Here is a 12,703-nt window from a genome sequence, read left to right as displayed (position 1 = left end):
GATGCGTGCTTTTACCCAACACACTGGCCTTGTCGCCCCTTTGGATCGCGCCAACGTCGACACCGACCAGATCATCCCCAAGCAGTTCTTGAAGTCGATCAAGCGCACCGGTTTCGGTCCTAACCTGTTCGACGAGTGGCGCTACCTGGACGTGGGCTACGCCTACCAGGACAACTCCAAGCGCCCGCTGAACAAGGACTTCGTGCTCAACGCCGAACGCTACCAGGGCGCCAGCGTGCTGCTGGCCCGGGAAAACTTCGGTTGCGGCTCCAGCCGTGAACACGCGCCGTGGGCCCTGGAAGAATATGGCTTTCGCAGCATCATCGCGCCGAGCTACGCCGACATCTTCTTCAACAACAGCTTCAAGAACGGCCTGTTGCCGATCATCCTGACCGACGAAGAAGTCGACGAGCTGTTCAAGCAGGTTGAGGCGCAAGAAGGCTACCAGTTGACCGTTGACCTGGCCGCCCAAACCGTGACCCGTCCGGATGGCAAGGTGTACCACTTTGAAGTGGATGCGTTCCGTAAGCATTGCCTGATCAATGGCCTGGATGATATCGGCCTGACGCTGCAAGACGGCGATGCGATTGCGGCGTTCGAAGCCAAGCACCGGGCAAGCCAGCCTTGGTTGTTTCGCGATGCCTGATTTGCGGTAGACCGTGCGGGCCCCATCGCGGGCAAGCCCGCTCCCACATCTTGACCTGTGAACACGGTCAATTGTGGGAGTTGGCTTGCCGGCGATAGCGCCCGTACCCACACCACAAAACTTAAGGAAACCACCATGACCAGCAACGCCCACACCCAAGTCGTGCAAAAACAATTCGGCGAGCAAGCCCGCGCTTACCTGAGCAGTGCCGTGCACGCCCAAGGCACCGAATTCGCACTGCTGCAGGCCGAACTGGCCGGGCAGGGCAGTGCGCGCCTGCTGGACCTGGGGTGCGGTGCCGGTCATGTGAGTTTCCACGTGGCGCCGCTGGTTAATGAAGTCGTGGCCTACGACCTGTCCCAGCAAATGCTCGACGTGGTCGCTGCCGCAGCGGTCGATCGTGGCCTGGACAACATCCGTACCGTGCACGGCGCCGCTGAACGCCTGCCGTTCGCCGATGGCGAGTTCGACTTCGTATTCAGCCGTTATTCGGCCCACCACTGGAGCGACCTTGGCCTGGCCCTGCGTGAAGTGCGCCGCGTGCTCAAGCCGGGCGGCTTAGCGGCGTTTGTCGACGTCTTGTCACCGGGCAGCCCGCTGTTGGACACTTACCTGCAAACCGTCGAAGTACTGCGCGACACCAGCCATGTGCGCGACTATGCCGCCGCCGAATGGATGCAGCAGCTCAGCGAGTCTGGCTTGCATGTACGCAACAGCAGCCGCCAGCGTTTGCGCCTGGAGTACACCTCCTGGGTCGAGCGCATGCGCACGCCGCCAGCCCTGCGTACTGCGATCCTTGAGTTGCAGCAGGCGATGGGCCAGGAAGTGCGTGATTACTATGAAATCCAAGCCGACGGCACCTTCAGCACCGACGTGCTGGTGGTCTTCGCCGAACGCTGATTGATTTTTCCCGACCTGCCCACGGGCGGGTCGCTTGATGAAATGAGGAACGCATGAGCAAGCAGATTCTGATTCTCCCTGGCGACGGTATTGGTCCGGAAATCATGGCCGAAGCGGTCAAGGTGCTGGAGCTCGCCAACAGCAAGTACAGCCTGGGCTTCGAGCTGAGCCACGACGTGATCGGCGGCGCCGCCATCGACAAGCACGGCGTACCGCTGGCCGACGAAACCCTGGACCGCGCCCGTGCGGCCGATGCCGTGCTGCTCGGCGCCGTGGGTGGACCGAAATGGGACAAGATCGAACGTGATATCCGCCCTGAGCGCGGCCTGCTGAAAATCCGCGCGCAACTGGGCCTGTTCGGCAACCTGCGCCCGGCCATCCTCTACCCGCAACTGGCCGACGCGTCGAGCCTCAAGCCGGAAGTGGTCGCGGGCCTGGATATCCTGATCGTGCGTGAGCTGACCGGCGGTATCTACTTCGGTTCGCCGCGTGGCGTGCGCGAGCTGGAAAATGGCGAGCGCCAGGCCTACGACACGCTGCCCTACAGCGAGAGTGAAATCCGCCGTATCGCCCGTGTCGGTTTCGACATGGCCCGGGTGCGTGGCAAGAAGGTCTGCTCGGTGGATAAAGCCAACGTGTTGGCTTCCAGCCAACTGTGGCGCGAAATCGTCGAAGAAGTGGCCAAGGACTACCCCGACGTCGAACTCAGCCACATGTACGTCGACAACGCCGCCATGCAACTGGTACGCGCGCCGAAGCAGTTCGACGTGATCGTCACCGACAACCTGTTCGGTGACATCCTCTCCGACCAGGCGTCGATGCTCACGGGCTCCATCGGCATGCTGCCGTCGGCGTCCCTGGACACCCACAACAAGGGCATGTACGAGCCTTGCCACGGTTCGGCGCCGGACATCGCGGGCCAGGGCATTGCCAACCCGCTGGCGACGATTCTGTCGGTGTCGATGATGCTGCGTTACAGCTTCAATCTGAGCGAAGCGGCAGATGCCATCGAGAAAGCCGTGAGCCTGGTGCTGGACCAGGGCCTGCGCACCGGCGACATCTGGTCGCAGGGTTGCACCAAGGTTGGTACGCAAGAAATGGGCGACGCAGTAGTCGCCGCGCTGCGGAATCTGTAATCTCTCGGGCCCGCTTGCAGTTGTTGCTGCAAGGCGGCCCACTTTTTAACAAGGTGTAGTTGCGATGAAACGTGTAGGTCTGATCGGTTGGCGCGGTATGGTCGGTTCCGTGCTCATGCAGCGGATGCTGGAAGAGCAGGATTTCGATCTTATTGAGCCGGTGTTTTTCACCACTTCGAATGTGGGTGGCCAAGGTCCGTCCGTGGGCAAGGATATTGCTCCGCTCAAGGACGCCTACAGCATTGAAGAGCTGAAGACCCTCGACGTGATTCTGACCTGTCAGGGTGGCGACTACACCAGCGAAGTCTTCCCCAAGCTGCGCGAAGCCGGCTGGCAGGGTTACTGGATCGACGCCGCCTCGAGCCTGCGCATGCAGGACGATGCCGTGATCATCCTTGACCCGGTGAACCGCAAGGTCATCGACCAGCAGCTGGACGCTGGCACCAAGAACTACGTCGGCGGCAACTGCACTGTCAGCTTGATGCTGATGGGCTTGGGTGGCTTGTTCGAAGCCGGCCTGGTCGAGTGGATGAGTGCCATGACTTATCAGGCGGCCTCCGGTGCCGGCGCGCAGAACATGCGTGAACTGATCAAGCAGATGGGCGCGACCCACGCGGCTGTCGCCGATCAACTCGCCGACCCGGCCAGTGCGATCCTCGACATCGACCGCCGTGTGGCTGAAGCCATGCGCAGCGACGCGTACCCGACGGAGAACTTCGGCGTGCCATTGGCCGGCAGCCTGATCCCGTGGATCGACAAAGAACTGCCGAACGGCCAGAGCCGCGAAGAGTGGAAGGCACAGGCCGAGACCAACAAGATCCTTGGCCGCTTCAAGAACCCGATCCCGGTGGACGGTATCTGCGTACGCATCGGCGCCATGCGCTGCCACAGCCAGGCGCTGACCATCAAGCTGAACAAAGACGTGCCGATCGCCGATATCGAAGCGTTGATCAGCCAGCACAACCCATGGGTCAAGCTGGTGCCGAACAACCGCGACATCAGCATGCAGGAGCTGAGCCCGACCAAGGTCACCGGCACCCTGAATGTACCGGTGGGCCGTCTGCGCAAGCTGAACATGGGCAGCCAGTTCCTGGGCGCGTTCACCGTTGGCGACCAGCTGCTGTGGGGTGCTGCCGAACCGCTGCGTCGCATGCTGCGGATTCTGCTGGAGCGTTGATCGCGTAGAGCAAACAGAGAAACCCGCGTACTGGTGACAGGCGCGGGTTTTTTGTTGTGCCCGAGGCCGCCATCGCGAGCAAGCCCGGCCCCCACCTATTGATTGGCGAACCCGTCGGATGTGGGAGCTGGCTTGCCTGCGATGGCGCCATCAGCCACACCACAACCCTGGGTTAATTGCCTCACCCCCAGTCACCCGGTAAAGTGCCGATCCCCCCGCAATGCCCGAGGCAGCCCCCATGACCCAGACCTTTGATATCGCCGTGATCGGCGCCACCGGTACCGTTGGCGAAACCCTGGTGCAGATCCTCGAAGAGCTGGATTTCCCGGTCGGTACCCTGCATCTGCTGGCAGGCAGCAACTCTGCCGGTGCATCGGTGCCGTTTCGTGGCAAGAACGTGCGGGTGAGGGAGGTTGATGAGTTCGACTTCAGTAAAGTCCAACTGGCGTTCTTTGCGGCGGGCCCTGCGGTCACCTTGAGTTTCGCCCCGCGCGCTACGGCGGCGGGCTGCTCCTTGATTGATCTGTCGGGTGCATTGCCCGCCGAGCAGGCGCCACAGGTGGTGCCCGAGGCCAATGCGCATGTATTGGAGGGTATGCAGAAACCTTTCCAGGTGGGCAGCCCAAGCCCGTCGGCGACCAACCTGGCGGTGGTGCTCGCGCCATTGCGGGGTTTGCTGGATATCCAGCGCGTAAGTGTCACCGCCAACCTGGCTGTGTCTGCCTTGGGGCGCGAGGCCGTGAGCGAGCTGGCCCGGCAAACCGCCGAGCTGTTGAATGTTCGTCCGCTGGAGCCGCAGTTCTTCGACCGGCAGATGGCTTTCAACCTCCTGGCGCAAGTTGGAAAGCCAGACGCCCAGGGCCATACCGACCTGGAGAAAAGGCTGATACACGAGCTGCGTGCCGTACTGGAAACTCCTTTACTAAAGATTTCCGCAACGTGCGTTCAAGCCCCGGTGTTTTTTGGCGATAGCCTGACTGTGTCTCTGCAACTGGGCGCGCCGGTCGACCTTGACGCCGTGAACCGTGCACTCGAAGCAGCCCCCGGTATTGAGCGCGTGGACGAGGGCGACTACCCCACGGCAGTGGGCGACGCAGTCGGCCAGGACGTGGTCTATGTAGGGCGGGTTCGCACAGGCGTGGATGACCCGGCGGAACTAAATCTGTGGCTGACGTCAGATAACGTACGCAAAGGCGCCGCGTTGAATGCCGTGCAGCTGGCGCAGTTGTTGATAAAAGGCCTTGCGTAAAAGATACTTGGCGGCAATTTGTAGATTGATTCTAGCCAGGCGCTATGCTTGGTCCCAGGCAGGAAAAGTTGCGCGTCGGTGACCTATCGGCTCGCCATGCCTTATGGCAGCGGTTACCAACCTTCTCGCAGGCCGGGGAGTGTTCAAACAAAGGATGAGGCTATGGTTCAAGTTCGCAAACTGGTGTTAGCAATAGCGGCCGCCTCGGCGCTGTCCTCCGGTATGGCGCAGGCGCTGCAGCTGGGGGAGATGACCCTCAAGTCGAAGTTGAACCAGCCATTGGCAGTGGAGATCGAGTTGCTCGATGTCGGGGGCCTCACGGCGTCCGAGATCACGCCGAGCCTGGCCTCGTCCCAGGCATTCGTGGACGCGGGCGTTGATCGCCAGGCGTTCCTGGATGACCTGACCTTTACGCCGGTGGTCAATCCGAATGGCCGCAGCGTGGTGCGTGTCACCTCCAGCAAGCCGTTGCCTGATTCCTACGTACGCTTCCTGTTGCAGGTGCAATGGCCCAGTGGCCGCTTGATGCGTGACTACAGCGTCTTGCTCGACCCGGCCAAGTTCGACCAGCCGGCTCCGACGACCGCCGCGCCTGCACCGCGCCTGGCCGCGCCGGCCAGCACCGCACCGGCTGCGAGCAAGTCCGCACAGCACACCACCACGTCCCGCGATACCTTGTGGGAAATTGCCGCGAAAAACCGCAACGGCGGTTCGGTTCAGCAGACCATGCTGGCGATCCAGGCGCTGAACCCGGATGCCTTTATCGACGGCAATATCAACCGTCTGAAAACCGGCCAGGTCCTGCGTCTGCCGGATACCGTACAAAGCACCGCACTGCCCCAGCCCCAGGCGATTGCCGAAGTGAGCGCGCAGAATGCCGCCTGGCGCCAGGGCCGGCGTGCCGCCACTAACCCGGCGGCGGGCAAGCAGCAACTGGACGCCACCAAGCGCACCCAGGCCGGCAACGCGCCAGCGAGCACCAATGTTAAGGACAACTTGAGCCTGGTGTCGGCCGAGGCGGCCAGGAAGGGCGCCAAAGGCAAGGCGGGCGATAGCTCGGCCCTGAGCGACAAACTGGCGATGACCCAAGAGCAACTGGACACCACCCGTCGCGACAACGAAGAGCTGAAAAGCCGCGCGGCAGACCTGCAAAGCCAGTTGGACAAGCTGCAAAAGCTGATTCAACTGAAAAACGATCAACTCGCCCGTTTGCAGGCTGAGAAGGGTGTGCCTGCGGCTTCGGCCACTGCGGCGATGCCTGCGCAGTTGGCAGGCGAGCCGACGCCTGCCCCGGCAGCGCCCGATACCGCCACACCCCCGGCTACCGCTGCCGCAACGCCCGCCGCGCCAGCGCCTGAGCCGGTCAAGGCCGATGCTGCACCGGCGACCACCGAAGGCAAATTCAACGACCTGCTGACCAATCCGGTCGTGCTCGGCGTGCTCGGTGGGGCGGCAATTTTGTTGGTGTTGCTGCTCCTGCTGTTGTGGGTGCGCCACCGCAATGCGCGCCGCGAAGAGGAAAAACACCTGCGCATGGCACGGGCCCTGGCTGAAGAGCCGGAATTCACCTCGAATATTGATCACGATCTGCCGCCAGACAGCTTCGAAGGTCTGGAAGTGCCGCCGCCAAACGTCAAGCTGGCCACCGCGCCAGCACCGGCCCCGGTGGCTGAGCCGGCCGTCGCGGTGCCGACCGTTGCTTCTGTACTCGCGCCGCTCGCCGTTGCCGTGGCTCCGGTAAACGCCAACGATGCGCTGGCGCAAGCCCAATCCCATATCGATCGCGGTCACCTGAACCAGGCCGCTGATGTGCTACAGCAGGCGATCAAGCATGAGCCCAAGCGCAGCGACCTGCGTCTGAAGCTGATGGAAGTCTACGGCCTGCAAAACGACAAGGACGGTTTTGTCACCCAGGAGCGTCAACTGGTGGCCAATGGTGAAAACCATGCCCAGGTCGAGCAACTCAAGAGTCGTTTCCCGGCCATGGCGGTCTTGGCCGCGGGCGTCAGCGCTGCGGTGGCCGCTGCTGCGCTGGATGCTCAATACGTCAAGGATCTGCTCGAGGACAAGCCGGCTGCCGCTGCGCCGGAGGCGTTCGATACCGATTTCGATCTGAGCCTGGACGATCTGGAGGAAGCATCGCCGGCTGAGGTCAAGGATGATCAGCAGACATTCGAATCGCTTCTGCAGCAGCAGACCGAAGCCAAGGCTGACCCCGATGACCTCTCGGACTTCGACCTGGACCTGCAGCTGGACGCCCCGGCTTCCGCGCAGTCCGATGACGACTTCCTGTCGGGCCTCGAAGACCAGATGAAGGATGTGCCGGCCGTCGAGCCGCCGACCCTCACGCCTGCGGCACTGGACGACTTCGACCTGCCGGAAGACTTCGACCTGTCCCTGGCCGATGAGCCCGAAGCGCCCGCCAAGCCTGATGCGTTCGCGTCTGAGCTGGACGATGTCAATGCTGAGCTGGACCGCCTGTCCCAGAGCCTGGAACATCCGTCCATCGAGCCGTCCTTTACTGCCGAAGACGCGGCACAGGGCGATGATGAACCGGAGTTTGATTTCCTGTCCGGCACCGACGAAGTTGCTACCAAGCTCGACCTGGCCCAGGCCTATATCGACATGGGCGACGCCGACGGCGCACGGGACATCCTCTCTGAAGTGCTGACCGAAGGTGACGAGACTCAGCGTGGCGAGGCCAAGGAAATGCTCGGCCGGCTGGCGTAACCGCCAATTGGTGACGCAGCGGCGACCTTCGGGTCGCCGTTTGCTTTTGTAGGCGCAGGCTTACCGGCGATGCAAGCCCACCGGTCTTCCAGTAAAACCGGGTGGAGGGTATTGCCGGCAAGCCAGCGTCTGCACAATTCGGCATAATGGCCGCCTTTGCGCAACTCATCAGGCTCTCAGTTCTTGGCAAATATAGATAATCCGGCCGCCGAAATGGCGGCCGCAGGCTTTTACCGCATCGCCCTGGGCGTGGAATATAAAGGCTCGCGCTATCGCGGCTGGCAGCGTCAGGCGTCGGGTGTGCTGACGGTGCAGGAAACCCTGGAGAATGCCCTGTCGAAAGTCGCCGATTCGCCGGTGTCGCTGATGTGCGCCGGGCGCACCGATGCGGGCGTGCATGCGTGCGGGCAGGTGGTGCACTTCGACACCCAGGCTGAACGCTCCATGAAGGCTTGGGTGATGGGCGCTAACATCAATTTGCCCCATGACGTCAGTGTCAGCTGGGCCAAGGTGATGCCGGCGCATTTTCATGCGCGCTTCAAGGCGATCGCCCGTCGTTATCGCTATGTGATCTACAACGACCAGATCCGCCCGGCGCACCTCAACGAAGAAATCACCTGGAACCACCGCCCGCTCGACGCCGAACGCATGGCCGAAGCGGCGCAGCACCTGGTGGGCGTGCATGATTTCAGCGCCTTCCGTGCCGGCCAGTGCCAGGCCAAGTCGCCGATCAAGGAGGTCCATCACCTGCGCGTGACCCGCCACGGCAAAATGATCGTGTTGGATATCCGTGCCGGCGCGTTCCTGCATCACATGGTGCGCAATATCGCCGGGGTGCTGATGACCATCGGCACTGGCGAGCGCCCGGTGGAGTGGGCCAAGGAAGTGCTGGAAAGTCGTGTTCGGCGTACCGGCGGCGTCACAGCCCATCCGTTCGGCCTTTATCTGGTGGATGTTGAGTACCGTGACGAGTTTGAATTGCCCGAGCGTTTCATCGGCCCCCACTTCCTCACGGGTTTCAGCGAACTTGGCGGCTGACGCCCGGAAAAGCTTTTGTTACCATCCGGGACTTTATCGGTCCAACCCTGAGGTTTCCACGACATGTCAGCCGTTCGCAGCAAGATTTGCGGGGTTACCCGCATAGAAGACGCGATGGCGGCCGTCGAGGCGGGGGCGGACGCCATCGGTTTCGTGTTTTATGCCAGGAGCCCGCGGGCGGTGAATGTGTTGCAGGCGCGGGCGATCATCGCCGCATTGCCGCCGTTCGTGACCACCGTGGGGTTGTTCGTCAACGCCAGCCGCTGCGAACTCAACGAAACCCTGGATGCCGTACCGTTGGATATGCTGCAGTTCCACGGCGACGAAACGCCCGACGAGTGCGAAAGCTACCAGCGCCCCTATATCAAGGCGCTGCGCGTCAAGGCCGGGGATGACATCGCGGCGGCGTGTGCAGCCTATGGCGGCGCTCGCGGGATTCTGCTCGACACCTATGTCGAAGGCGTACCTGGCGGTACCGGCGAAGCGTTCGATTGGTCGCTGATTCCCGTCGGGTTGAGCAAGCCGATCATCCTGGCCGGCGGGCTCAACCCCGAGAATGTCGGGGCGGCGATCAAGCAGGTCCGTCCGTATGCCGTGGATGTCAGCGGCGGGGTGGAGCAAGGCAAGGGCATCAAGGATCACAGCAAGATTCGCGCATTCATGCAGGCCGTGCGCAACAGCAGCGGAGGGATGTGACGGCTGGCAGTCTGCCGCCGTCCATAACTACCACTGTGTAAAACAGCCCGGTGCCACCTGTGGGTAGCCCGGACATGAAGTGGCACCCTGCGCTGGCAGGTTGTCTGGAAGGCTGAGGATACATGCGGGAACAGGCCGGTCGAACGTCTGACCCCGTCCAGCATGCGTCATCGCCACATATGAATTTAGCTCAAGGGCATACGCGGGGCTGTGTTCAAGCCACCGGTACTGGAGAAAGAAAGCATGAGCAACTGGTTAGTAGACAAACTGATCCCTTCGATCATGCGTTCCGAGGTGAAGAAAAGCTCGGTTCCTGAAGGTCTGTGGCACAAGTGCCCATCCTGCGACGCGGTGCTCTACCGCCCGGAGCTGGAAAAGACCTTGGACGTTTGCCCCAAGTGCAACCACCACATGCGTATCGGCGCCCGCGCCCGCATCGACATCTTCCTGGACGCCGAAGGCCGCAACGAGCTGGGCGCCGACCTGGAACCGGTTGACCGTCTCAAGTTCCGCGACGGCAAGAAGTACAAGGACCGCCTGAGCGCTGCGCAGAAGCAGACCGGTGAGAAAGACGCGTTGATTTCCGTCAGCGGCAAGCTGCTGGGCATGCCTGTCGTGGTGTCGGCGTTCGAGTTCTCGTTCATGGGCGGTTCCATGGGTGCCATCGTCGGTGAGCGCTTTGTTCGCGCCGCCAACTACGCCCTGGAAAACCGTTGCCCGATGATCTGCTTCGCCGCCTCCGGTGGCGCGCGCATGCAGGAAGCCCTGATCTCCCTGATGCAAATGGCCAAGACCTCTGCGGTGCTGGCGCGTCTGCGTGAAGAAGGCATCCCGTTCATCTCCGTACTGACCGACCCGGTCTACGGCGGCGTATCCGCCAGCTTGGCAATGCTGGGTGACGTGATCGTTGGCGAGCCAAAGGCACTGATCGGCTTTGCCGGCCCGCGCGTGATCGAGCAGACCGTGCGTGAAAAACTGCCAGAAGGCTTCCAGCGCAGCGAGTTCCTGCTGGAGCACGGTGCGATCGACCTGATCATCCCGCGCGGCGAGCTGCGTCCACGCCTGGGCAACCTGCTGGCACAAATGATGGGCCTGCCGACCCCAGTCTACGTCGCGCCTAAAGTCGAGCCGATCGTTGTTCCGCCGGTGCCTGCGAACCTATGACCCAGCGTACCCTGGGCGAGTGGCTCGCCTACCTTGAGCAGTTGCATCCGTCCGCCATCGACATGGGCCTGGAGCGCTCGCAACAGGTAGCGGCCCGCCTTGGGTTGGGCCGGCCGGCACCGCGCGTGATCACGGTGACCGGCACCAACGGCAAGGGCTCTACCTGTGCCTTTGTCGCGGCGCTGCTGCAGGCCCAAGGCCTGAAAGTTGGCGTCTACAATTCCCCGCACCTGCTGCGTTACAACGAGCGGGTGCAGCTCAATGGCGTCGAAGCCACTGATGAGCAACTCTGCGAGGCCTTCGCCGCACTCGATGCTGGCCGAGGCGAGACTTCCCTGACTTACTTCGAGATGGGCACCCTGGCGGCGTTCTGGCTGTTCGAGCGTGCGCAACTGGATGTGGTGGTGCTGGAAGTCGGCCTGGGTGGGCGCCTGGATACGGTCAACGTGGTGGACGCCGATCTGGCGCTGGTCACCAGTATTGGTGTGGACCATGCCGACTACCTGGGCAATACCCGCGAATCCGTGGCCTATGAAAAAGCCGGGATCTTCCGCCAGGGCAAGCCTGCCCTGTGTGGTGACGTGGATCCGCCGCACACCCTGCTGGATAAGGTGCGCGAGCTGGACTGCCCGTTTTTCCTGCGCGGCCGCGAATTCAACCTTGAGATCGGTGAACAGTGCTGGCAATGGCAGGGGCACGATGCCCGCGGCCAGGCTGTAGCGCTGCGCGACCTGCCGCTGCTGAACCTGCCGATGGAAAACGCCGCGCTTGCGCTGCAGGCGTATCTGCTGCTGGATCTGCCGTGGAATGCCGAGCAGATCGCCGCCACCTTGCTGGCGACGCGCGTGACAGGGCGCCTGGATCGTCGCGAGTTCGAATGGCAGGGCAAGCGCCTGAACCTGCTGCTGGATGTGGGGCATAACCCGCATGCGGCCGAGTACCTGGCGCAGCGCCTGTCACGCACGCCGCCGGTCGGTCGTCGCCTCGCCGTATTTGGCTTGCTGGTCGACAAGGACCTGGAAGGCGTGGTCGCGCCCTTGCTCGGCAATGTCCACGCCTGGGCCGTAGCGCCGCTGGATACGCCGCGCGGCCGTCCGGCCGCTGAGCTGGAAGTGGCCTTGCAGAACCTTGGTGCACCGGTGGCGTCGTATGCAAGCGTGACCGATGCCCTTGAAGCACAGTGCGCCATTGCCACGCCCGATGATGAGATTCTGTTGTTCGGGTCATTTTATTGTGTTGCCGAGGCGCTTGAGTGGTTGGCCCGGCGCTCCACGGAGGAAGCTGCACATGGCATTACTGGATAGCGCATACAAGCAGCGAATGGTCGGAGCCCTGGTTCTGGTGGCATTGGCGGTGATTTTCCTGCCGATGTTGTTCTCTCGCCAGGACGAAGAGCGTCAGGTGGTTGTCGAAGCCCCGGCCGCCCCCCAGGCGCCCGCAGTGCCTCAGGTTCAGGTTGAGCCGGTGGTGGTGCCTGAGCCCCAGGCGTTGCCGGAAGAAGAGCCCGTACCGACCGATGAGGAGGTGGCTGCACAGCAGGCACCGTCGATGCCGGTGCAACCTAGTGTGCCCGTGGTCAAGCCAGCGCCCACCGCGCCGGTTGTCGCCGCGAAGCCTGCTGCGCCCGCACCTGCGCCCAAACCGGTCGCACCGCAACCTGCCGCCCCCGGCAAGCCGGATGTGGGGCAGAGCCGTATCGATCCGAATGGCTTGCCCATCAGTTGGTCGATCCAGGTGGCCAGCCTGGGTAATCGCGAAGGTGCCGACGCCCTGCAGAAGAAACTGCGTAGCCAGGGCTATAACGCCTATATCCGTAGCGCCGACGGCAAGAACCGCGTATTTATCGGTCCGCTGATCGAGCGTGCCGAGGCGGACCGCCTGCGGGACCTGCTGGATCGCCAGCAGAACCTCAAGGGTTTCGTGACCCGTTTCCAGCCTGAGCGCGGCTGAGCAACTGCCGACTGCGG

The 12,703-nt window shown here is 62.7% G+C and carries 11 protein-coding genes; all 11 read left to right on the top strand.

All coding sequences use genetic code 11. The features are described from left to right. The first annotated feature begins 1 nt into the window (after position 1). Complete coding sequence (gene leuD, locus ATH90_RS18670; RefSeq protein ID WP_034107606.1) at positions 2–646, top strand: 3-isopropylmalate dehydratase small subunit; 645 nt, start codon at positions 2–4, stop codon at positions 644–646. A gap of 135 nt (positions 647–781) precedes the next feature. Continuing rightward, a complete protein-coding gene (locus ATH90_RS18665; protein ID WP_098466992.1) occupies positions 782–1,546 on the top strand; it encodes a class I SAM-dependent methyltransferase in 765 nt (254 codons plus the stop codon). Between the two features lie 53 nt (positions 1,547–1,599). After that, positions 1,600–2,682 (top strand): 3-isopropylmalate dehydrogenase, encoded by a 1,083-nt coding sequence (gene leuB, locus ATH90_RS18660; protein ID WP_029294134.1) that lies wholly within the window; start codon positions 1,600–1,602, stop codon positions 2,680–2,682. Between the two features lie 64 nt (positions 2,683–2,746). After that, complete coding sequence (asd, locus tag ATH90_RS18655; RefSeq protein WP_034107599.1) at positions 2,747–3,859, top strand: aspartate-semialdehyde dehydrogenase; 1,113 nt, start codon at positions 2,747–2,749, stop codon at positions 3,857–3,859. A 238-nt stretch (positions 3,860–4,097) separates the two neighbouring features. Then, a complete protein-coding gene (locus tag ATH90_RS18650; RefSeq protein WP_069077836.1) occupies positions 4,098–5,108 on the top strand; it encodes an aspartate-semialdehyde dehydrogenase in 1,011 nt (336 codons plus the stop codon). Between the two features lie 162 nt (positions 5,109–5,270). After that, a complete protein-coding gene (locus ATH90_RS18645) occupies positions 5,271–7,838 on the top strand; it encodes a motility hub landmark protein FimV (RefSeq protein ID WP_098466991.1) in 2,568 nt (855 codons plus the stop codon). A 213-nt stretch (positions 7,839–8,051) separates the two neighbouring features. Beyond that, positions 8,052–8,876, top strand: coding sequence for a tRNA pseudouridine(38-40) synthase TruA (gene truA, locus ATH90_RS18640; RefSeq protein WP_025856449.1), 825 nt, complete (start codon positions 8,052–8,054; stop codon positions 8,874–8,876). Between the two features lie 63 nt (positions 8,877–8,939). Next, the gene (locus ATH90_RS18635) at positions 8,940–9,572 is read left to right on the top strand and encodes a phosphoribosylanthranilate isomerase (protein WP_034107595.1); all 633 of its coding nucleotides are present in this window, start codon (positions 8,940–8,942) and stop codon (positions 9,570–9,572) included. Between the two features lie 243 nt (positions 9,573–9,815). Beyond that, on the top strand, positions 9,816–10,736 hold the full coding sequence (accD, locus tag ATH90_RS18630) for an acetyl-CoA carboxylase, carboxyltransferase subunit beta (RefSeq protein WP_034107593.1): 921 nt from the start codon (positions 9,816–9,818) through the stop codon (positions 10,734–10,736). Next, entirely contained in the window at positions 10,733–12,040 is a 1,308-nt protein-coding gene (gene folC / locus ATH90_RS18625) for a bifunctional tetrahydrofolate synthase/dihydrofolate synthase (protein ID WP_098466990.1), read from the top strand. Before accD ends, folC begins: the two co-directional genes overlap by 4 nt. Then, complete coding sequence (locus ATH90_RS18620; RefSeq protein WP_034107589.1) at positions 12,024–12,686, top strand: SPOR domain-containing protein; 663 nt, start codon at positions 12,024–12,026, stop codon at positions 12,684–12,686. Before folC ends, ATH90_RS18620 begins: the two co-directional genes overlap by 17 nt. Positions 12,687–12,703: the final 17 nt, after the last annotated feature.

The organism is Pseudomonas lurida (genome assembly GCF_002563895.1).
Classification (GTDB): Bacteria; Pseudomonadota; Gammaproteobacteria; order Pseudomonadales; family Pseudomonadaceae; genus Aquipseudomonas; species Aquipseudomonas lurida.
This window is presented reverse-complemented; position numbering and strand designations above follow the sequence as displayed.

Coding starts and splice junctions, on each gene's coding strand:
- ATH90_RS18645 (WP_098466991.1), top strand. CDS start 5,271: ATGGTTCAAGTTCGCAAACTGGTGTTAGCAATAGCGGCCGCCTCGGCG.
- ATH90_RS18635 (WP_034107595.1), top strand. CDS start 8,940: ATGTCAGCCGTTCGCAGCAAGATTTGCGGGGTTACCCGCATAGAAGAC.
- asd (WP_034107599.1), top strand. CDS start 2,747: ATGAAACGTGTAGGTCTGATCGGTTGGCGCGGTATGGTCGGTTCCGTG.
- ATH90_RS18650 (WP_069077836.1), top strand. CDS start 4,098: ATGACCCAGACCTTTGATATCGCCGTGATCGGCGCCACCGGTACCGTT.
- accD (WP_034107593.1), top strand. CDS start 9,816: ATGAGCAACTGGTTAGTAGACAAACTGATCCCTTCGATCATGCGTTCC.
- leuB (WP_029294134.1), top strand. CDS start 1,600: ATGAGCAAGCAGATTCTGATTCTCCCTGGCGACGGTATTGGTCCGGAA.
- folC (WP_098466990.1), top strand. CDS start 10,733: ATGACCCAGCGTACCCTGGGCGAGTGGCTCGCCTACCTTGAGCAGTTG.
- ATH90_RS18665 (WP_098466992.1), top strand. CDS start 782: ATGACCAGCAACGCCCACACCCAAGTCGTGCAAAAACAATTCGGCGAG.
- ATH90_RS18620 (WP_034107589.1), top strand. CDS start 12,024: ATGGCATTACTGGATAGCGCATACAAGCAGCGAATGGTCGGAGCCCTG.
- truA (WP_025856449.1), top strand. CDS start 8,052: ATGGCGGCCGCAGGCTTTTACCGCATCGCCCTGGGCGTGGAATATAAA.
- leuD (WP_034107606.1), top strand. CDS start 2: ATGCGTGCTTTTACCCAACACACTGGCCTTGTCGCCCCTTTGGATCGC.